Here is a 20600-nt window from a genome sequence, read left to right on the forward strand (position 1 = left end):
TCCAGCGTCACAAATTGTTTTGCAAGCTTGTGTTGGTTAGGTGTTACTTCCTTGCCATAAATCGCTAAGTTAGGATCACCGTTTCCTTTCCCTAAATCTCCAAGTACATGGTCATACGTTTGATTTTCTTTAATTACATAAATAACATGTTTAATTGGTGATTTCCCTTCGCCAGGACTCCGCGGGATTGGAAAAGCTCCTTTATCCTGGTTATTTTTCCACCAGCCATTGGTTTTTGCTTCTTTAACATTGTTATTTTCGTTTGTCTGTTCAGTGTACGATTTTAACTGCTTGGTATCAGGCACCTCGATAATAGACATCGTTCCTTTTACCATGTTTCCGAGCCACTCATTTGTCTTATCGTTTGGCCCCGCACCAAGACCCTTTGCATTCAGGACAAAAAGTTCCTTTTCATCCTTGCCAAGATAAACACCGGTCGGATACCAGGCTGTCGGAATGAGTCCTGTAACTTTTGCATTTTTAGATTCTTTGCCCAGGTCAATCACCGCGATATCATTGTTCAGGGAATTGGCTACATAAAGGGTTTGGCCGTCATTGCTTACTGTCAGGGCATCCGGCTGGCTTCCAGTTGGTGCGCCATGATATGGAGCAAGGGAAACGGTATCAATTACATTGAGCTGTTTGGAATCAATTATTGAAATCTCATCACTATCAGAATTCGCAACATAAATGGTTCCATCCGCTGGATTCTCAGCAATAGCATTCGGATGGAGCCCTACCGCTACTGTCCTTTTAACAGAGAGATTCTTCGTATCCAGAACCGTGATGCTGCTCTCTCCCCAGTTGCTGACATAAAGTGACTGACCATCACGGCTGACAACAGCTGCGTATGGGCTTTTGCCAACATGTGAAGTTTTAGCGATTTGGTTCGAAGCAAGATCGATACTAGAAACCGAATGATCTAGATTATTAGCAACATAAAGGAATTTGCCGTCAGGAGAAACCGAAATCCCTGCCGGATAGAACTGTGTATTTTGGTCATCCTTCATTAAAATTGGTGCTTGTTCAGTAAGTGTTCCATTTATAAAATCGAACACACGTATCTTGTTATTTCCGCCAGCGGAGGCATACATTTTTTTGCCGTCTGGGGAGAAGGCTACCCCAATATATAACGCTTCAGGAGATTCATAGGGAATGGTCTGTATGACCTCTTTACTTTTTGTATTTAATACCTGTAAAGACTGAGTTCCCTGTCCTGCGTTCGATACCACCACGAATTTTCCATCTGGAGATACCGCCCCACCCATTGGGAAATCTCCCAGTTTTATCTGTTTTCCAGCAGGTGTCAGGTGCCATCCATTTGGAGTTACAGAGGTGCCATCTCCCTGTGGTCCAGACAACAAAGTGTATGCAGCGGAAACGCTAGACCCAAAAAGTACTGATGCCAGCGCAGCCGAGGCGATAAGCTTTTTGCTGTTACCTTTAAACTTCATAATATAGACTCACCCTATTCTATGTATTTTGCACTACCCAGAAAATCATAGACTGCGAATATGAAGTTTAAGTCCTTTAAACATAAAGTAAATGTAAAAACACATTATCTTTACTTATAGGACAAATGACATTTGACAACGTTTTATAGCTTGCAAAATCCAATAACATACAGCCTTTTTCAGGAATATTGATTTACCCCAATGCCACTTATTTCATTATTTCGGTTTATTAAACTAGGTATGTAGCAACAATTTTGTGATTTTACACTATTTTAATAAGGAGTTTACAATTTCCTATAAGGCTCCTGTTGAGGAATCGACGGTGATTGCCTCCACGTCGATATCGCTTTTCGGTACTTTCCTAACTCTATTGAAGGTCACTTCGATAAATTTTAAAACAGCACATCATTTGGAAAAAAATATATACAAAAAATTCAAAAATCGTTTACTATATAATTAGATACAAAATTTTAGTAGTATTTGGAAACTGTCAAAGCCTCTGATTACTTTTCTCGTATTTTGGTATCAAGATAGATTCGGCGCGGTTTTGGAAGGGGAATTATACAAAGGTATGCTGAAGGATAGAATTTTCACTTCTCTCATTTTTATTGCTGCATTGGCTGTATCCATTCCTATGGCAAGCCTTACGATTAATTTTAAAACATATTTTTTTGCTTTAAGCATTTATTGGTTATTTTCCACCCTTTATCACAACTTAAAGCTTACCAGCAAAAAAGGGCAAATCGTAATGGACTATGGAATATCCTATAGCTTGTCGATTAGCTTATTTACCTGCCCATTAGGATTGCTTATTTTTGAAACACTTTATCGATTCACCGTATATTTTAACAAAAAAAGAACGAAAACAAAGGATCCAGATGAATTTGCGGATACCTTTTATAATATTGGTGCCTTTACGCTTAATAACTCTATTGCTTATTATCTGTTTGTCCATATGTATCCTTACTTTCAAAACATTCCCTTCGGCTTCTGGGTTTTGATGATCATTTTAGTTCTCGTGACATCCATATTATCTGATATCTATTTAATAACAAGCTTCTTCCTTTTAGGCGACATGAAGACATTCCATGAGGCTATCGATTTTATCAAGAGCAGAAGCGTGCTCGATATAGGAAAGTTAGCCATTACGAACGGTCTATTATATCTCTTTCTACAGGAACATAAGTGGGAAATGTTACTTAGCCTTTTCGTCCTTAATTATCTGGTTAGCCGCTCATTTATTTCAAAGTCTCAAAACCTGGAAAATAAAATTGAACGCGATAAGTTTGAACAAATGGCCTATACAGACTTTTTAACTGGTGTTTCCAATCGTGCATATATGGATAAGCTGATGGCAGAGTTGAATCAAACAAATGATTATATTGGAATTGTTGTAGCAGACATTGATCATTTCAAAAGCATTAATGATAATTATAACCATGCTGTAGGAGATCAGGTGATTCGACATTTCGCCGCTACTTTAAAGAGCTTTTTAATGAAAGATGATTATCTGTTTAGAAGTGGTGGAGAAGAATTCACTATGTTCCTTTTAAACAGGAATTTTGAAAGTAATGTGAAGATAATTGAAGAGATACTAGAAGGAATTAAAAATAGCAATGTGACCGTTGAATTTAACAATGAGAAACACTCTATATCTTATACAGTCTCTTTTGGCCTCTATTTTGATAAGGTAAATGCACATGTATCCATGGAAAGAGGATATATTTATGCCGATCAATTATTGCTACTGTCGAAAAAATTAGGAAAAAACAGATTGTCTTCAAAAAATGGGACAATCCAGGAAGTCCCTCTATCAAATTATTATATTTAAACCTTATTTCAACAATGATGCATTTGCAAAACGAAAGACACCCTCCAATTAATTAGAAGGTGTCTTTCGTTTTTGTACCCCATAATTATTTCATTCCCACTAATAGATTAAGTCTTCTCGGCATGGTATTCCATTCTCGACACAATAGTCACAGTAACGCTTGTAGACCGTAAATATATCATCCTGGCCAATGACTTGGTTTTCTTCATCAAAATATTGTAGTGAACCTCCTAAAATGAACAGCGTAATCACTTCTTCATCTTCTGTTATTAACGTATGTATATCACCAGGCGGTTCAAAAATAAACGTTCCAGGCTTTGCTACTCAATTCCTCTCCTCGTATCTCCATTGTCCTTGGATATTAAAACCTATAACGCTTCCCCCGGTGTGCCGGTGGCGAGTTAACGTTTTGTTCGGTTTAATCTTAAATAAATATGTCCATGTACCTGTTGTAAAATCAAACCGGAGTGGTTTAAAATGGCACTGCCTATCATCAAATGGCACCCAGGGCAAATCCTCGCTATTTATTATTTTTTCAGGAAGCTGAAGCTTTTCAGCAAAATTTATTAATGTATCATCTAGAAGTTTATTCATTTTCGATTCTCCCTTTCACCCTATTTCTTGTGCTAATCAAACGATTGCCTATGGTTATTGTTCTTCCCACACGTTAAAAATCATTCCAATTGGATCCTTGACATAGCAATCCTTGCCCTTGCCTTCCCATCGAACAATTTCAAACCCTATTTTCCAATAAATGAGTTTTCGCTTCTTCTAAATCCTCAACGAAAATCTCCATTATAGGTCCAAGATTTTCATTTCCTTTTATTAAAAAAATATTATTATAGGCCGTGCTGAACCCAATTTCATTTTCGAAACCTTGCTCAAGCTGATTAACTCCGAGAATATTTTCATAAAATGATTTTGCTTTTTCAATATCCCGAACCTGAAATCCAATATTCTTGGATACTCTATATTTCATCGTAAAACCCCTCCTCTTCATAATAAGTTCTTACTATATATTTTCCATGGGCTCCCTTTTTCCTTTAAAAAACATCTAATTTATTCATTTACAATGGAGTTCTGCTGTTTGATAATGAAAATGTAATGCTGTGAAATTCAGAAAAATACGATAATTTTATAGATTGATAAAGGGGTGTCAAAAATGAATCAAAAAGAATATGAATGGGTCAAGGAAACTCGAGCAGAACTTCTTAACTTTTGCCGTGAGCTAGAGCCAAATGACTTTACTCGCCAACTAGACGGGTTCGGATTTCAAAGCATACGAGACACACTGATTCATATAGCGGATTGTTATCACGCATGGCTCGGATCATTTGTTTTATTAAAAACGAAGAAGCCGCTCACGCCAAAAGAAAACCGGGGGCACGTAGGTATTGAGGAAATAACAAAACGATTTGAACAAGCTGATGCATATGTAAATAAGGTTTTCGAAGTACACTCACAAAACATGGATGAGCACATTCATCGGGAGATTCCCTGGAGAGATGAAGGAGAAATCTTATCCCTTACACCAGATAAACTGCTCACACATACCATCACTCACGAATTCCACCACAAGGGCCAGGTTGTAACGATGGCACGCCAGCTGGGCTATCAGCCTCCGAATACAGATGTGTTGGGAACTAGAGATTAGGCAATAAATACTAAATGGACAAAGCAAAAAGAGGCTGTTTTTTAACTAACGGGTTCGGTTGAGAAGTACAAAATACTAAATAACAATAAAAATAACATCCGAATTCGTAAAAAAATTGACATAGGAAATAGCAATAAGAATAGCAAAAAAAGGGGCGACAATCACTCCTTTTTCATTTAACTGTTTAAATAACCATCCCAATCGTAATCATCAATCTTATAAAATTCGCCTACATCATTTCTTTCATATGCACATAAAGGCGGTTCTTGAATAAATTTCAAAATGGAATCGTCGAAATTCAAGATTACTCCAACAGAGACAATTTGAAAGTTTTCGGAATCACTTAGAAAGTCATCGGCTTCATAGCCGCTTAATATTGACCAACCAGAATCACCTTCGCCATTTGGATAATCCCTTAGCATAAAGTTAAATTCTCTTTTTTCAAGTACATCTTCGCTAACCGTAACTAAGGTGTCAAAATAAAAATCCCATTCAGATGAATTCGGGTCTTGATATTCCGTATCGCATATGTTTTCAATTCCGAATGGAATCGCATCGCCTATTTTTAAAGGCAAGCGATGAGGTTCATTGTTCAGTTTTCCTTTAAACTTTTTTCCTTTTATGTTGGTGATTTGAACCCACATTCGATCTCCTCTATATCCATCATCTTCAGCTTTATCAGTTACGAAGATTAACTTTACCAAATCACCAACTTTTAATTTGTCCAACACCTCTGAACTAGTAACATAAAACGTATACGGCGATTCTTTGTTTAGGTCGTAAACATTATCTAAATACCAGGACATCCTTTTTTCTCCCCCCAACATACACCCAATTAGCACCCATTTTAACACAGTTTTCGGAGGGAGTCTGTTGGACAGCATACTCTTGCTAATTGGTGTACAAATTACATTGCTAATCCATTTGCTAAAACTGATAAAACCCATATATATCAACAAATAATAGAAGTCTAAATCGTTTGCGAATTAGACTTCTTTTTGCATTGCTATTTCATTTTTTGTACTCAATTACCTAACCCGTTATTTTTTAACAGTCTCTTTTTGCTCTTCTACTATTTATAATTTCACTTTATTTAAATCCTGTTTAGCCTGAACATTTATTCCTTGTTTTTTAATGATAATGACAAACAAGCTTGCTAAGATACAAAACATTCCTGCAATCGAAAATGCCCATGTGTAGGAGTCGAATACCTTAAAGATGATGCCTCCGCCAAATGCTGCTACTGCTGCTCCTACCTGATGAGATGCAAAAATCCAACCGTAAACAATCCCGCTTTTCTTCACCCCAAAAATCTGTCTGGAGATACTAATCGTTGGCGGGACTGTTGCAATCCAGTCCAAGCCATAAAATATAGAGAAAATCACGAGTAAGGTTATGGAGCCTTTCATCAGCGCAAAAGGAAGAAGAACAAGCGAAGCCCCTCTTAAACTGTAATACCAAAATAACAGCCACCTGTTATCAAAGCGGTCCGAAAGCCAGCCGGAAATGGTGGTTCCGACCAGATCAAATACACCCATAAATGAAAGCATTGAGGCTGCGGTAACTAAGGGTATTCCAAAACCCATACAATATGAAACAAAATGTGTGCCAATCAATCCGCTTGTTGAAAGCCCGCAGATAAAAAAACTGCCAGCCAATAGCCAAAATTCCTTCACACGTATCGCTTCCATCAGACCCTGGAAAGCAATAATGATTGGATTCTTATTCTGAACGGTTTGATTCTCTTCTCTTTTCTCTTTGAGTCCGTAAGGTAAAATATCAACGTCCTTTGGTGAATTTTTCATAAAAATTAGAATCATAGCCAGCATAATAAAGCTGAGGACCAAAATAAATCCAATCGCCCAGCGCCATGAGTAATTTTTGATTAAAATCGCCAGAACCGGAAGCAAAATTAACTGTCCCGTTGCTGTACTTGCCGTTAATATTCCGACTGCAAGCCCTCTTCTTTTCTCAAACCAATGATTGGCTACATATGGGCTAAGAACCGTTAAAAACAGGCCAGACCCCAGCCCAATAATAATCCCCCATATTAAAATCAACTGCCATGATTGGTTCATAAGAAACGTCAGCAATATACCTGCCATCAAGGTGGCCATGGATACGACCATCATTTTCTTTAGGCCAAGCACCTCGATTAAAGCCGCCATAAACGGACCCGATATTCCGTATAAAAAGAGACTGATCGCAAACGCCAGAGAAATGACAGACCGGTCCCATCCAAATTCATGCTCAAAAGGGTCAATGAAAACTCCTGATGATGATCGAATGATTCCTGCAACAATAATTGAAAAGAAAGAAATACATAAAATAATCCAGCTGTAATGAATACGTTTCAACACTTCACCCTCAATCAAGGAAGTAAAAATTCATTTATACGAGAATCCACTCTAAAAAGGCTACTTGCAAAGCTTTTGAGAACGCTGTATGTTATAATTAACAAAACGAACAATATAACGTCTATACTTTATCATTGTACAATATGGTCGTTATACTGCACAACCTAAATGTTGGAGTGTTTTTATGGACGAATTGAATTTGATCATAGCAAAGAATTTAAAGGCCTATAGAGAAAGTAAAAAGTTAAGCTTAGAACGGGTTGCAGAGCTAACAGGTGTTAGCAAAACGATGATTGGACAAATTGAAAGAGGCGAATCAAGTCCGACTATATCCACAGTCTGGAAAATTGCCAATGGATTAAAAATTTCTTTTACTTCCTTAATCCATAATCCTCAGCCGGATACGAAGGTTATTTTAAAAAGTGAAATACAGACACTTTCAGGTGACAATGGAAATTATCAGCTTTACCCCTATTTTCCTTTTCAGGATGACAGACGATTCGAGGTTTATTCCGTTGAGATTGCTAAGGATGGCCTTTCTCGAATCTGATCCGCACCCGGATGGAACGGAAGAATTTTTAATTGTTTTTGATGGGGAACTAACGGTTTGTGTGAATGATCAAGAATATGAAGTAAAAAGTGGCAATTCCATCCGGTTCAAGGCAGACAGCCCCACGCCTATCGAAACACCGGGAACACATTAATCCGTCTTAGTATGGTCCTCTATTATCCAAACTAAGTAACCCTGTTCTTTGTCGAACAGGGTTTACTTTTGATTCTCCACAGGACAATCAAGTTACAATTTAAAAAAGTAATAACGAAATTCCTCGTCTAACTTAAATCCCTGACTTTCCCAAAATCCCCATGCCTTTTCATTAATATGCTCTACTGAAAGCTCAATTCCTTTTGCTTTCGTTAACAATGAAAATTCCTTTACTTTCGCGAAAAGCTGTTTACCAAACCCAGAATGACGAAACCCCTCTGATATAAAAAAGTCATTTAGTAACCAAACTCGCTGTAAGGTTAAGGAGGAAAAAATCGGATACAGTTGGGCAAAACCAATAACTTCACTATCTTGCTCTGCAATAAATATCACAGATTCCATGTGTTCAAATTTATCAAAGAGAAATGCTTCCACTTCAGCAGGATTTCTTTGCTGTTTAAAATACTCACGATAGGAATCAAATATAGGAACTATATAAGGAAAATCTTGAATATTGGCTTGTCTGATAATTAGATCAGTATTCATTGTACATCCCCTAGCTCTTGGATTTATTTATTTCAAATGTACCAAACCTTTTAGAGAAACAAAACAGCATTAGCTTGTAAAGCATCTCGTATAGTCATAATAGATATCCCAATTGCATACATACAACAATGGGATGACTTTGCCATTTAGCATTGCTATGTGAAAAAGTGCCGCTTTAATTTGTGTAATGATGAGTTAGTAAAGGACGGAGGATTCTAGGATGAAGAATAATAAAGAGGTTCGTGAGGAGATTTTACTAAGTGTTTCAGGTTTAACAGACGCACAATTAAATGAAAAACCTAATGGCATGTGGAGTATTATGCAAGTTTTAGAGCATCTATATTTGACGGAACGGACGATCGTTTACCAAATGATGAGGGTGATGGCAAACGATGAGGAATCGCAGGTAGAAAATAAACCAATACATCTAGCACTAAACCGCACAAATAAGTTTGTTGCACCGTCATTTCTTACACCTTCTGTAGAGTTTACAACGCTGGACGCTATAAAGGCGAAACTCCTTGCGTCGCGGACTGCTTTAGAAGCATTTGTAACTTCCGCTGATGAAGAGAAGATGCTGAAGCGCTCTTTTCCAAATCCTATTTTTGGATTAATTCATGTTAAGCAGTGGGTTGAATTTATCGGTTTCCATGAGGAGCGTCATTTAGCACAAATTGAAGAAGTGAAACAGGAGTTAGGCTTTTACGAGGTGAAAGAATAGCCCACGCTTACTGAGAGGTTTTGTCCTTAATGGGGCTTATGAAAGACATTTCCCTACTACTACAAATATGTTTTGTCCTCCATAGGCCTTATTGAAGTTTTACTCTCATCTTGAAAGATTTTGTCTTTTAGAGATCTTAAAGTATCAAAAAATACGTATCCCCCTACTCGAACAATAAGGAACCCCCACTCATTCGAGTGAGGGTTTACTTTAGAGGTGCAAACATTGTAAAACACTATGAAAACGCACTTGAATTCACGATATAATTCACAGTGCGTTTTTTATTGATTTATCAACATTTTGACAAATTTTAATTGCTTATTTTGTCTTAATTCAGATAGTAAATCGCAGGGTATGAAATCATTATTGGAGGGTGTGTGAATTATTTGTGATTTAGTAAGAAGTCTTATCCTTAAATGAGTAACCAGTGATATTTAAAATAAGCGGAGATTTTTCGGTTAGACAGCAGAATAGAGCTCAGTTCGGGGTATATAAGGGGAGGTTTTCCGATTAAGCAAAGCAATATTAACCATTTTCACGTTTTTTGAGTCAATAGTCGGAATCTTTCCGTCTATTTAAGCTATTTTCAGAGCTTTTTCCTAATTAAGAGGAATTTCTCCGCTTATTTATCAAACTCGCTTTAGCGTCGAATGAACTTGTACAACTTACGGGTGCTTTATAATTCAAAAAAGGCTTAGAGATATTTGCATCTCTAAGCCTTTTTGACTGTGAAGTTTATGTGATTTGCTATTTGATTTGGTCTGCGATTTTCCGTTTTGTACCTCACAGGTAAACCAGTTGTCATTCGAGTGAGGGTTTCTTTTCCTATTAATTACCTCGTTATTATAATCCGATCATTTTCAATACTTGGTGGAAGCCTTGCAGCGCAAATCCCCCTAAATATCTATAGGCTATTAATGCGATGTATGCAGAAAAATCAATTACACCAAATGGAGGAATAAATCTTCTAAAGATTGCTAAGTAAGGGTTAACTAGTTTCCCAATCCCTATTCCAATCCTTGATTTATGGAATTGCGGAAACCAAGATCCGAAAATAAAGATTAAAATTAACCAATAATAAATATCGTAAATATATTGTCCAATCTGAAAAATAACTGTGCCCAAATTTTATTTCTTCCCGTCTATAATAAATTTTTAATAACGTTTTCACCATTGTTATTTTCTTTATTTCCCCTTCTTATGTATACATATACGATAAAAGCCTAAAAAGGTTTCAAATTTTTCCGTTTGTTCTATAAGCTGTACCTTTACACAAATAAAAAATCCACCCATTCTACAACTCATTTGACGAGCCTCACTACAGATGTAATAAGAAATAGGCTACGTTAAAGAATATTGTTGATTTTTAAACAAAAGAAAGTGTCCGTTAGCGGCAGTTGGATTTTCACCTCAAGCCACCATAGCTAAACAGAACTAATATTAGTGAGAAAGATTTATTATACATTACACTGAAAAAAATACCTCATATTATGAAAAAAAGGCTGCCGTAACAGCCTCCCTAAATTATTTCTTCTTTAATAGTTCTTCAATAACCTTTGCAAAGGCATCTACCGTTCTATATTCTTCCGCCAAAGTATTTTCAACTCCACCAATCTCCAATAAGGCCGATTCATCTTTTAAGTCTTGATTGTAAGTACTTTGATTGCTTGGATTCGATTTAACAACTACCCCTCTTGATAAACCCGGATATTTTTCTTCAAGTATTTTATGAAGGCTTTCTGCAAACTTGACATTCTTATCGTAATTAACACTTGAACGAGATACCGTAAATGTAATTCTTGCATAATCTTTTCCATTTATTTTGGTGGTTGTAACATTTCTCTTTTGTGTGTCTCGGTGTATATCAAACACCATTTTAATGCTCTTGTGGTTTTTCAAAGCTTCGCTTAATGCTTCCCTTGAAACGGTATATGACTGTACCATAGTTAGTCCTCTATCCTTCAAAATCTCCATTACATCTCTGTTTTCATGTATATTTTTTATACTTTTATTATTTAAATCCTGACTAAGTTTTTCTCCCACTAATGTTATATTCTTTAATGAATGAAAAGCCATGTTGGGATCTTTGACCTTGGTTTCTGAAATGAAAGATTCTTTATTGTGTGAATGATAAATATAAATTAATGGTTCTTGCTGGTTAACTATGGATGATGCGTGACGTTCATCAATCAAAGAAAGCGTATTATTAATGACTTCGTTTCCGTTATAAGAGAAAATCCATAAAAGTACGATACTACAAAAAAGGAATCCGCCGGAAAGAACAGATAGACGTTTAAAGGTTCTTTTTCTATTCATTTTTCTTGCTATTTTTCTTAGTTTATCTTCTGTATCTGAAACAAAGTCTGGTCGTGGGTTAAGTGGGAATGTTTCTTTAATAAGGGTAAAAAGCTCATTATCAGTTTGCATTTTCTATTACCTCCTCTACATCGATATTTAATTTCTTTTTGAGAACTTTCAAAGCTCTGTGAAAATCCACTTTAACCTTGGATTCACTACAATTGAGTATTTCTGCTGTTTCTTTTATTGATAGTTCGTTTATACCTCTCAGTATTACTACAGCTCTAAAATCTGGTTTTAATTTAGATATAGCTACGTGAACGATTTTCTTTAATTCTTTTTGTACTATTATTTCATTGGGCTCCTTATCAGTTGATACGAGCTGTTTGAAAAATCCCTCCTTAAAGATAGAACTAAATTTTTTCTTTCTATAATGATCAATTGCAATATGTTTTGCTATCGAAAAAATCCAAGTCTTTAAGTTGCCGTTATTAAAGTTTGATAAATTGTTCAAAACTCGTATAAACACTTCTTGAGTCAAGTCCTCTGCATCGTTTTGATTTCCAGTAAAACAAACAAGAAACCGGTAAACGTCCAAATAGTGAAGACGATAAATTCCAATAATATTGTCTTCCAGGTTCTCTAAATCAAACAAATTTCTCCCCCCTCATTATGTATTCAATTATTAATCGTTTGAGTTTTAGGAAAGGTTACAAGGTTAATGTTATTTTTTCAAATTATAACGAACTGCACTTGTAAGGAGTCTGTAACTATACAAAAAAAGACCGTCTTATATGACGATCTGACCCATTAGTTGAAAAAGAAGATTGATTGCAACAACTCAAACAAACTATTGTCATTTGGCAAATCTATTCATAAGGTATAATATTAAAAAAAGCAGAGGAAAAAGTAAAAATGCAATAGCGGGTATAACAGTATGCACTGCACTGTAAGAGTAGCCAACTATTTTGTGACTTAAAAATAAACTTTCTAAACTGCCTGTCATTACGATTGGGATAATTATGCTTAATAACAGGCTTAATGCTAGGTTTAACCCTCTTCTCTCCACTTTCTTCCCTTCTAAAAAACAACCAATACTTATTAGCGATAATATAACGAACAATAAATAACCCATCATCTCACCTCATTTCAACCCTATTCTAGAATTCTCTATTATTAACAAAATTCCTTTTTTTTACAAATGCCTTTTCTAGACCAATAAACAAATATTCCTTTTTAAATTAACCTTCCCTGTTACTTAAAAAAGAAAAATACCTTACTCCTTATCGAAGTAAAGCATCCCTTGAACAAGAATCTATTAAATTTCTCTGTACAAAACGTTTCTATATCTTCTACCGATACGTCGTACACGGTGGTACTGGATGCAGATAATAGTTCCAATGGGAGGTCAATCACTCCATTTTAATATCAAGGACGATCTTCCCCTTTGTATGTCCACTTTCAACATGCCTGTGCGCCGCCACGATCTGATCCAAAGGATAGCACTTCTCAATAAAGGCTTTTACTTTCTCTTCCTCTACAAGCCCGCGTAAGAAGTCCAAGTCCTTGTCATTAGGTTTAGTAAGATGCACTTTAGCTTTCTTGTGACCAATCAAAGAACCGATCATCAATTGAATGGGATGGTATTTGGGGTAGATAGCGTTTTCAGTAATATAAACACCTGTCTCGGTTAATGAAGGCAAACAGCTGAAAAAGGTCCGTTTACCAACCGCATCAAGGATCACATCGTACTTTTTTCCGTTATCCGCGAAATTTTCCTTGGTATAGTCAATCATGTAATGTGCACCAAGGTCTTTAACCCACTGAAGATTCGAGGTACTACAAACAGCGGTTACCTCAGCCTCGAAGTATCTGGCAAGCTGAACAGCAAAGTGCCCGATGCCGCCCGATGCACCATAGATCAAGACCCTTTGGCCTTGCTTAATCTGTGCTACATCCCTCAATGCTTGCAGCGCTGTCTGAGCAGCACAAGGTATAGCCGCTGCCTCCTCAAAGGTAGCGTTCTTCGGCATAAAACTTAGGACATTCTGACGAGGGCAGACATATTCTGCATGGGATCCAATACAACTCCCGAAAACTTGATCGCCAACCTTAAATCTGTCCACGTTTTTCCCGACCGCTTCAATCGTACCCGCAACGTCTATGCCCAGGGTGTGATTTTTGGGTTTTGTAAGACCATTTTCTATCCTTGTAGGCAAATAGCCCTTTCGGAACAGAACGTCATATGGATTGACCGAAGCGTTGTACACTCTGATCAACACCCTATCGTCATCCTTGATGGTTGGCTGTTCGACATCCTCTATATTTAGGACTTCAGGGGGACCATATGATCTGTATATTGCTGCTCTCATCTGTTTAACCTCCTTGATTCTTTCTCGATTGGTTAGATCTCTTCATCTTGAGTGGACCTTTGCTCATTCCAATAGAAAAGTCGGCCTAGTCATCCCCCGCGCACTGCAATAAATCAATTTATTTAAGAATCCGCCTTATTAAGATTTGTGCTAAAATATCTCGTCGCTTTCTTTTTTTGCAGACTAATTTAAATATATTCCACTAACCCGTTAGTAGAATAAGACACCTCTTCTCAAACATTTAACCTTTGAAATAAAATAAAATAATTAAAAAAATAATTAGTCCTATTAAGAAAAAAGGACCAACACCCGAACTGAATACTATGTAAATTCTAAGGTGGAGAAAAACGTTAACGACAAGAATTATTAGTAAGAAACAAAGCAATAAAATTATTAAATTAACATTTTTATTCCTATACAAAGAATCAGCCCCAATCCTGCGTTAGCAGGGAATCCGAGTGTAACAATTTACCATTTACTTTTTATATGAATATTTAGCCTTAGCGTGTAATATTCGTGAAATTTCCTCAACTAACCATAAGAATAAGAAAAAAACCACGAACAATGGAAGCACTTGACCTTCACTTCTTACACCGGCTAATTGAGCGGACTAACTACCTTTTTTGATGTAAACTGAATATAGCAAAAAATGTTAAGAACGGATGTACGATTGCTGTTATAGTGAATGTATGGCAGGTGAAGACGAGTGGAGTATGAGGTCTGTATACAACGAACACTAGATTATATCGAAGAGAACTTATATCAACAAGTTACTCTAATGGAATTAGCTGAGATTGCTTGCTTTTCTCCTTTTCATTATCATCGTGTATTCCAGACAATGGTCGGAGAGTCTGTGATGGATTACGTGAGAAAAAGGCGCCTAACATATGCAGCAGAATGTTTATTCTATACCGACAAAAAGGTAATAGATATAGCATTCGATGTTGGTTTTCAATACCCAGAATCATTTAATCGGGCATTCAAAAAATTCTATGGAGTTTCACCAAGACAATACCGCGATTCCAAAAGATTATCTGGACCCTTGATTGGAAAAGCCTGCCTACTTACAACTCACTTTATAGGAGGTATTTGTATGGAACCAAAATTAGTCACCAAACCTGCTTTTCACATTATTGGCTACGAACTTAAAACGAGAAATAAAGACGGTCAAAATAACAAGGACATTCCTCATTTTTGGCAACAGTACTTGCAAAAAAATTTAGGTAGTTATATTCCGAATCCCATAAACAAAAACCAAGAACTCGGAATATGCACCAATTTTAATCCTGAAACAGGTGACTTCGTTTATGTAATTGGAATGGAAGTAAAAAAGGGAACTCAAGCACCTGAAGGAATGGTATATGTGAGTTTCCCTGAATTGGAATATGCGGTATTCACTACACCCAAGTCAGATGAAAAATCGTTTAGCTCTTCTATTCAGTCCACATGGAAGTACATCTTTACAGAATGGTTTCCACAATCGGGCTATGAACATGATGGAACAGTGGAATTCGAACTGTATGATGAAAGATGCTACGGATTAGAGAACAAAGAAATAGATATCTACATTCCGGTGAAAAAACAAACGGTTATGGGGTAAAGATAGATAAGAATCCCTATTGTCAAAACAGGCTTGACTGATTTTATTTTCAGATTAAAATAAAAAAACACGCTAAAACCAATTAGCGTGTTTAAATTATTTTAATGGTTTACAACTTTCTCCAGTCCGCCTGGCTTGTTGTGAACCGCAATTTTTTTAATAAGTTTATTGCTCTCGGTATTTAATCCTTTAAGATTCACTTTGACCCCATTTTGATGATACTTGATGACCACTTTATCAATGGCACCTACAGCTGAATCATCCCAAAGATGTGCGTTCGAAAGATCCAAATGAATTTCTTTTACTTCTTCTTTATAATCAAAGCTATTTACAAAGTCAGTAACAGAAGCAAAGAAAAGTTGACCCGAAACATGATAAGTCTTTTTATGGGAACCTTGAGCTGAAAGACTGGTTACGTTCACTTTAGAGATTTTTGATGCAAAGAATATTGCACTTAGTATAACTCCTACTAAAACTCCCATGGATAGGTTACTAGTTTTTACGACTGTAATAACTGTCACGATCATAACAATTGTATCCGTAATTGGCACCTTTTTAAAAGATCTTAGACAAGACCAATCGAATGTTCCGATTGAAACCATAAACATGACCCCAACTAAAGCAGCCATCGGAATTTGAACCAAGAATCCTTTTAGCAACATAATGAGTGTCAATAAAAAGGTACCTGCAACAAATGTAGATAAGCGACCTCTTCCACCAGATTTGACGTTAATTACAGATTGTCCAATCATTGCACATCCAGCCATTCCGCCAAATAAACCAGATACAATATTCGCAATCCCTTGACCCCTGGCTTCTTTGTTTTTATCACTATCTGTATCCGTCATATCATCTACAATTGATGCCGTTAATAATGTTTCTACTAATCCAACAATCGCAATAGACAAGGAATAAGGAAAGATAATTTTCAGCGTTTCAAAGGTAAATGGAATATCCGGGAATGCAAATACAGGTAATTTGGATGTCAATTCACCCATATCCCCTACTGTACGAACATCACTACCTGTAAAAATAGAAATTGCTGTAATAACTAATATAGCTACTAACGGTGATGGCACTGCTTTTGTGAAACGAGGCAGGATATAAATAATGGCAAGAGCTCCTGCAACCATCGCATACATTTGCCAAGATGCCCCTTTAAACTGAACTAATTGGGCAGCAAAGATTAAAATGGCGAGTGCATTAACAAACCCTGTCATGACAGATCGAGGAACATACTTCATCACACGGCCTAACTTTAGAACACCCATGATGATTTGTAAAACACCTGTGAGCAGGGTTGCTGCAAGTAAATACTGCAATCCGTGGTCCTTTACCAATGACCCCATTAAAAGTGCGGTCGCACCTGTGGCTGCTGAAATCATCGCCGGACGTCCTCCAACAAACGCGATCGTAACGGCAATACAAAACGAAGCGTATAATCCTATCATCGGATCCACACCGGCAATGATTGAAAATGCAATCGCTTCTGGGATAAGAGCAAGAGCCACAACGATCCCTGACAAAGTTTCACTTACACCTGTGTAGAGTCCTGGAATGTTCATAATAATTAATAATTATATTGTCTGTTACCTACATAGACCACTAACTATCCCCATAATAAATTTAAAAACTGTACCTTATAATGAAAATATATAAATGCTATATTTTCCCTATAAATATATTAGAAAGGGGCAACGTTTATTATGGCATTAGAAATGAGAAAAAAATGTGAGCGCTGCGATGCTTCAATTGGTGACAACTCTACCGCTTTTATTTGTGTTCATGAATGTACATTTTGCTCTCCGTGCACAGAAGAAATGAATCATATTTGTCCAAATTGCGGTGGAGAACTTGTAAGAAGACCTATGAATCCTCAAACTGTTTGTTCACTTTGACATGATAAAACAGGGTTTAGCCCTGTTTTTTGTTGCTGGCCAAGTCTTACTGCCTTATACTGTCCACAATGGATTGATTTCGATTAAATTTCCTGTAATGCTTAAGGTCGTATCCTCTACTGCTGAACGTTTCTTTAAAAAAGGAAGATTATTATCAGCATAGTTTTGATGTGATGTAGCATCTTCCCAAATGGAAGCAACTAAATACCTATCATGATCATTTATGCTTTGACTAAATACTCCTGATAACATTCCCTGTGCATCTGTCATCCCCTTATTCCACACTTCTAGCTGCTTATCCTCAAAATCCGCATGAAAACCATTTTTCACTAAACAATCTGCCACTCGAAGAATGTTACCTTTTCCTAGTATGGTAGTGATGTCGATTGAATTAATATCATTTTTCTTTTTATATATTTGGACAGAAATATTTACATATGTATTTCGTTGATTACTATTTTCAAAAATTCCGTCGTGAAGATGGTCCATAAAATTTTTATAAGCCCTACTGTCTTTCCAAAAAGATAAAATACAGGCCTCATTTTGATTATGTTGATCCCAGCCCCCCAATTGGCCTAAAAACCCCTCTGCATTTTTTATTTTCCTCCATGCCTCTTGAGCCTTCGAAAATGATATCTTGTCACTATTATTGACCTGACACTTAATCCATTTTATTAACATCTATTCATTTCCCCCTATTTAAAAAGAAATACCTTACTTTATTTTCTACATTAATAAAGTAATTACCTCACTAGCCCTTTATCATAATTGGATGTTTGCGAATATAAAATCAGTCCATCTAGAATTCCATTTTCAATAATTTTATAGTTAAATATAAAAAACTATTACCCGATTTCTTCTCGGCGTAAATCTTTAAGTTCTTTTTTTATTTCTTTGAGCTCCGACCTTAGTGCTTTAACTTGCTGTGAAGAATCTATTCCAATACTAACCGCATACTGAATGATCAAAAATAAAATAGCAGATCCAACCAATCCGTAAAACATTATTATGAAAATCCCCACTTTTTAGCCCCCCTTAAACAACACCTATTAAAATTATAAAATATATTTCCAATATTTAATTTTAAGACGTTTTTACAAAAAAAAAATGATACTGCTTTTTCCATTAACCTGTTAACCTGCCCCCTTTTGTTTATTAAGAAATCTACAAAAAAATATCAATAGATTAAATATGAATTTTTTAAAAACTATTTGGTACAACTATTTGTTCATTTTGCGAAAACCATCACATGATAGTGAAACCTTACTATAATTAAAAGTGTCAAAAGCAATTGTTTATTTTGAAAGGAGCTACTACCATGGGGTTAATACTTGGCATATTTATTGGCTTGGTAACAGGTGTATTATTGGGGACAGCCATTTCATTTCCTGTAGGTTCAGCTGTAGGGATTTTTATCGATAGAAACTTTACTGATTGGGCAATAGAAATTGAGATTGCTTTAATAATCTTGTGCTCTTTCATTATTTTTAAGTTTTTTAATGCTCGCTTGAAAAAGTGCTAAATAGCTCTTTAATATTTAACTAACAACATCTGAGGTACAGGACCTTCTTAGTTCTGTACCTCTTTCATTTACTCATAATTAAATAATAATTAAATTCACTTTGTAATGTCTTCCGCATCTCCAAGCATTGCGCCGGCAATTGTCATAAAATCTTCCCTTCCGGTCTCAAAATGACAATATGTGACATCTTACGAGTCGAGAGATCTCGTTTGAAATGTTGTTGGATGTAAACCACAATGCAACGGACGTTTTTATGCAATTGAAAGACCGCTGGTAACGGCGAGAGGTGACGGGCAGAGTTACAATTATGCCAACTTCAATCCCAAGTATGCCCAATACGCATTAACGATTCTACGCGTTTACTTTACCTTTTGTATGCCTTATTTTAATAAAAGAGATGGACAGGAATTGACTCCAGCACAACGATTAGGAATTACAGATAAACAATTCACCATAGAAGACATTATTTACTTAAGATAGAAAAAAGGCACAGAGGTTTAAAATTCTGTGCCCTTTTATATGTTATTCGCAACTAACTTTGCATTATTAAAGCTTCTTATTTTAATTCTAGATACCATTTAGATGATTTTTGGAATTTCTTATAAATATCATCCATCCAGCCGGTACTTGGCTCTCTTTCCAAATGTTTATTGTTTAAAATCCAACAAGTAATTTTCATTAGCTCTTCCTCTGAAAGTTCTCTCTGAGTAGCTGCTAATTTGTCCATCCAAGGTTTCTTGGGTGAACTACCAACTGCATTATCTAACCAGTTAATACAATCTTTTTTTATTTCGAATGTTCTATTTTTGAGGTTGCCAAAAATGAAGCTTATAACTTGATAACACCCTTGATTATTATTTACTTTATAATTGTTAAGATTATTTATTATTTCTGTGTTATCTGGTTTTATATATCCTAATATTTTTTTAAAATCCTTAATATTATGATGGTACCCTCTTTGACTGTTCAACTCAAGTAGATGTTTAAGAGCTTTATTTCGCATAAGAAAGTCAGCGGAGTTAAAGAACTTACTTTGTTTTTCTATTTTCCAAATATAATCAAATATATCAGAGTTAGGATTAACCGGTGTTCCACTCAGATATGCCAAAAAAGACGTTAACTCATTTGGGCTAAATACCTGTTTTGAAGAAAATGCCTCATCTATAAAATCTCTAATCTTTAAAGACGAAAAATTTACTCCTGAGTATACGCCACCCCACATTAAGTCGTAAATCTTAATAAGGCGACACAAAAGGTATTTCAATGATCTTCCTTCTAAAAGACTTAAGATATTTTGAAGTGAATCGTAGGCGGTAGTAAAATTTTTCTTTTTTATATTGAGGTCGATCCAGGATTCCACCCAATTATCAATAACATCAAGTTCTTCTTTTTCAAGTTCAAAGGCCATAGCAAAAGTATTTGCTTGTCCAATTTCGGTTTTTTTAATGCTTTCTAATCCGTTTTTAGACACTTTTTCACCTTCATCTATCCAAGAATTATTGAATTGCTTGATATACGCCTTTCAGTAATTTTACCATATAATATTTGCTTAATAAAATGAAAAAAGCAGTGCTATTTCAGTTGTGAAATAGACTGCTTTTATATTTTTTTTAATATTTGCGTTTTCCTATGCGGGTACTCCAA

At 35.9% G+C, this 20600-nt stretch carries 20 protein-coding genes and 3 pseudogenes; 8 read left to right on the plus strand and 15 right to left on the minus strand.

Features of this window, described 5'->3' with window-relative positions; translation table 11 throughout:
- Positions 1-545: 545 nt before the first annotated feature.
- Positions 546-1454, minus strand: a pseudogene (locus tag RCG23_RS00085) (YncE family protein); the annotation flags it as partial.
- A gap of 571 nt (positions 1455-2025) precedes the next feature.
- Between RCG23_RS00085 and RCG23_RS00090 the strand changes: the two are divergent.
- Positions 2026-3285 carry a GGDEF domain-containing protein gene (locus RCG23_RS00090; protein ID WP_308178040.1) on the plus strand — a complete coding sequence of 420 codons (1260 nt, stop codon included), beginning with the start codon at positions 2026-2028 and terminating at the stop codon, positions 3283-3285.
- A 99-nt stretch (positions 3286-3384) separates the two neighbouring features.
- Here the strand turns inward: RCG23_RS00090 and RCG23_RS00095 are convergent, their stop codons facing one another.
- The 3 genes from RCG23_RS00095 to RCG23_RS00105 form a co-directional block, all read right to left on the minus strand.
- A complete protein-coding gene (locus RCG23_RS00095; RefSeq protein ID WP_308178041.1) occupies positions 3385-3537 on the minus strand; it encodes a cupin domain-containing protein in 153 nt (50 codons plus the stop codon).
- Between the two features lie 72 nt (positions 3538-3609).
- Positions 3610-3879 carry a cupin domain-containing protein gene (locus tag RCG23_RS00100; protein WP_308178042.1) on the minus strand — a complete coding sequence of 90 codons (270 nt, stop codon included), beginning with the start codon at positions 3877-3879 and terminating at the stop codon, positions 3610-3612.
- 139 nt (positions 3880-4018) lie between these two features.
- Entirely contained in the window at positions 4019-4264 is a 246-nt protein-coding gene (locus RCG23_RS00105) for a VOC family protein (RefSeq protein ID WP_308178043.1), read from the minus strand.
- Positions 4265-4447: 183 nt separating this feature from the next.
- Here RCG23_RS00105 and RCG23_RS00110 point away from each other — a divergent pair, with 183 nt between their 5' ends.
- Positions 4448-4939, plus strand: a complete 492-nt coding sequence (locus RCG23_RS00110) for a DinB family protein (protein ID WP_308178044.1) — start codon at positions 4448-4450, stop codon at positions 4937-4939.
- Positions 4940-5115: 176 nt separating this feature from the next.
- On the opposite strand, the gene RCG23_RS00115 is transcribed toward RCG23_RS00110, so the two are convergent.
- Together RCG23_RS00115 and RCG23_RS00120 are read right to left on the minus strand one after the other, a co-directional pair.
- Positions 5116-5745 carry an immunity protein Imm33 domain-containing protein gene (locus RCG23_RS00115; protein WP_308178045.1) on the minus strand — a complete coding sequence of 210 codons (630 nt, stop codon included), beginning with the start codon at positions 5743-5745 and terminating at the stop codon, positions 5116-5118.
- Between the two features lie 270 nt (positions 5746-6015).
- The gene (locus RCG23_RS00120; RefSeq protein ID WP_308178046.1) at positions 6016-7296 is read right to left on the minus strand and encodes an MFS transporter; all 1281 of its coding nucleotides are present in this window, start codon (positions 7294-7296) and stop codon (positions 6016-6018) included.
- Between the two features lie 184 nt (positions 7297-7480).
- Here RCG23_RS00120 and RCG23_RS00125 point away from each other — a divergent pair.
- Positions 7481-8035: pseudogene (locus RCG23_RS00125) on the plus strand (helix-turn-helix domain-containing protein).
- Positions 8036-8092: 57 nt separating this feature from the next.
- Here RCG23_RS00125 and RCG23_RS00130 read toward each other — a convergent pair.
- Entirely contained in the window at positions 8093-8545 is a 453-nt protein-coding gene (locus tag RCG23_RS00130) for a GNAT family N-acetyltransferase (protein WP_308178047.1), read from the minus strand.
- A 220-nt stretch (positions 8546-8765) separates the two neighbouring features.
- Between RCG23_RS00130 and RCG23_RS00135 the strand changes: the two genes are divergently transcribed.
- The gene (locus RCG23_RS00135) at positions 8766-9266 is read left to right on the plus strand and encodes a DinB family protein (protein ID WP_308178048.1); all 501 of its coding nucleotides are present in this window, start codon (positions 8766-8768) and stop codon (positions 9264-9266) included.
- A gap of 843 nt (positions 9267-10109) precedes the next feature.
- On the opposite strand, the gene RCG23_RS00140 is transcribed toward RCG23_RS00135, so the two are convergent.
- From RCG23_RS00140 to RCG23_RS00155, 4 genes are all read right to left on the minus strand, one after another.
- A complete protein-coding gene (locus RCG23_RS00140; protein WP_308178049.1) occupies positions 10110-10391 on the minus strand; it encodes a YggT family protein in 282 nt (93 codons plus the stop codon).
- Positions 10392-10790: 399 nt separating this feature from the next.
- Entirely contained in the window at positions 10791-11693 is a 903-nt protein-coding gene (gene spoIIP / locus RCG23_RS00145) for a stage II sporulation protein P (RefSeq protein WP_308178050.1), read from the minus strand.
- On the minus strand, positions 11683-12219 hold the full coding sequence (locus RCG23_RS00150) for an RNA polymerase sigma factor (RefSeq protein ID WP_308178051.1): 537 nt from the start codon (positions 12217-12219) through the stop codon (positions 11683-11685). The genes spoIIP and RCG23_RS00150 overlap by 11 nt, the downstream gene beginning before the upstream one ends.
- 757 nt (positions 12220-12976) lie before the next feature.
- Complete coding sequence (locus tag RCG23_RS00155; protein ID WP_308178052.1) at positions 12977-13936, minus strand: NAD(P)-dependent alcohol dehydrogenase; 960 nt, start codon at positions 13934-13936, stop codon at positions 12977-12979.
- A gap of 706 nt (positions 13937-14642) precedes the next feature.
- Between RCG23_RS00155 and RCG23_RS00160 the strand changes: the two genes are divergently transcribed.
- Positions 14643-15536 carry an AraC family transcriptional regulator gene (locus RCG23_RS00160; RefSeq protein WP_308178053.1) on the plus strand — a complete coding sequence of 298 codons (894 nt, stop codon included), beginning with the start codon at positions 14643-14645 and terminating at the stop codon, positions 15534-15536.
- A gap of 101 nt (positions 15537-15637) precedes the next feature.
- On the opposite strand, the gene RCG23_RS00165 is transcribed toward RCG23_RS00160, so the two are convergent.
- Positions 15638-17101 (minus strand): SulP family inorganic anion transporter, encoded by a 1464-nt coding sequence (locus RCG23_RS00165; protein WP_308178054.1) that lies wholly within the window; start codon positions 17099-17101, stop codon positions 15638-15640.
- Positions 17102-17242: 141 nt separating this feature from the next.
- Between RCG23_RS00165 and RCG23_RS00170 the strand changes: the two genes are divergently transcribed.
- A complete protein-coding gene (locus tag RCG23_RS00170; protein WP_308178055.1) occupies positions 17243-17434 on the plus strand; it encodes a DUF1272 domain-containing protein in 192 nt (63 codons plus the stop codon).
- A 54-nt stretch (positions 17435-17488) separates the two neighbouring features.
- Here the strand turns inward: RCG23_RS00170 and RCG23_RS00175 are convergent, their stop codons facing one another.
- Together RCG23_RS00175 and RCG23_RS00180 are read right to left on the minus strand one after the other, a co-directional pair.
- Positions 17489-18115, minus strand: coding sequence for a DUF4937 domain-containing protein (locus RCG23_RS00175; RefSeq protein WP_308178056.1), 627 nt, complete (start codon positions 18113-18115; stop codon positions 17489-17491).
- Between the two features lie 164 nt (positions 18116-18279).
- Entirely contained in the window at positions 18280-18456 is a 177-nt protein-coding gene (locus RCG23_RS00180; protein ID WP_308178057.1) for a hypothetical protein, read from the minus strand.
- Positions 18457-18752: 296 nt separating this feature from the next.
- On the opposite strand from RCG23_RS00180, the gene RCG23_RS00185 reads away from it, so the two are divergent.
- Complete coding sequence (locus tag RCG23_RS00185; RefSeq protein ID WP_308178058.1) at positions 18753-18956, plus strand: hypothetical protein; 204 nt, start codon at positions 18753-18755, stop codon at positions 18954-18956.
- A 255-nt stretch (positions 18957-19211) separates the two neighbouring features.
- A pseudogene (locus RCG23_RS00190) lies at positions 19212-19436 on the plus strand (insertion element protein); the annotation flags it as partial.
- 76 nt (positions 19437-19512) lie between these two features.
- Here the strand turns inward: RCG23_RS00190 and RCG23_RS00195 are convergent.
- Positions 19513-20427, minus strand: coding sequence for a hypothetical protein (locus tag RCG23_RS00195; protein WP_308178059.1), 915 nt, complete (start codon positions 20425-20427; stop codon positions 19513-19515).
- Positions 20428-20600: the final 173 nt, after the last annotated feature.

The organism is Neobacillus sp. PS3-34, assembly GCF_030915465.1.
Taxonomy (GTDB): Bacteria; Bacillota; Bacilli; order Bacillales; family Cytobacillaceae; genus Neobacillus_A.

What these genes read in the sequence shown, in the direction of transcription:
- RCG23_RS00090 (WP_308178040.1), top strand. Translation starts at nt 2,026, where the DNA reads ATGCTGAAGGATAGAATTTTCACTTCTCTCATTTTTATTGCTGCATTG.
- RCG23_RS00100 (WP_308178042.1), bottom strand. Translation starts at nt 3,879, where the DNA reads ATGAATAAACTTCTAGATGATACATTAATAAATTTTGCTGAAAAGCTT.
- RCG23_RS00105 (WP_308178043.1), bottom strand. Translation starts at nt 4,264, where the DNA reads ATGAAATATAGAGTATCCAAGAATATTGGATTTCAGGTTCGGGATATT.
- RCG23_RS00110 (WP_308178044.1), top strand. Translation starts at nt 4,448, where the DNA reads ATGAATCAAAAAGAATATGAATGGGTCAAGGAAACTCGAGCAGAACTT.
- RCG23_RS00115 (WP_308178045.1), bottom strand. Translation starts at nt 5,745, where the DNA reads ATGTCCTGGTATTTAGATAATGTTTACGACCTAAACAAAGAATCGCCG.
- RCG23_RS00130 (WP_308178047.1), bottom strand. Translation starts at nt 8,545, where the DNA reads ATGAATACTGATCTAATTATCAGACAAGCCAATATTCAAGATTTTCCT.
- RCG23_RS00135 (WP_308178048.1), top strand. Translation starts at nt 8,766, where the DNA reads ATGAAGAATAATAAAGAGGTTCGTGAGGAGATTTTACTAAGTGTTTCA.
- spoIIP (WP_308178050.1), bottom strand. Translation starts at nt 11,693, where the DNA reads ATGCAAACTGATAATGAGCTTTTTACCCTTATTAAAGAAACATTCCCA.
- RCG23_RS00155 (WP_308178052.1), bottom strand. Translation starts at nt 13,936, where the DNA reads ATGAGAGCAGCAATATACAGATCATATGGTCCCCCTGAAGTCCTAAAT.
- RCG23_RS00165 (WP_308178054.1), bottom strand. Translation starts at nt 17,101, where the DNA reads ATGAACATTCCAGGACTCTACACAGGTGTAAGTGAAACTTTGTCAGGG.
- RCG23_RS00170 (WP_308178055.1), top strand. Translation starts at nt 17,243, where the DNA reads ATGGCATTAGAAATGAGAAAAAAATGTGAGCGCTGCGATGCTTCAATT.
- RCG23_RS00175 (WP_308178056.1), bottom strand. Translation starts at nt 18,115, where the DNA reads ATGTTAATAAAATGGATTAAGTGTCAGGTCAATAATAGTGACAAGATA.
- RCG23_RS00185 (WP_308178058.1), top strand. Translation starts at nt 18,753, where the DNA reads ATGGGGTTAATACTTGGCATATTTATTGGCTTGGTAACAGGTGTATTA.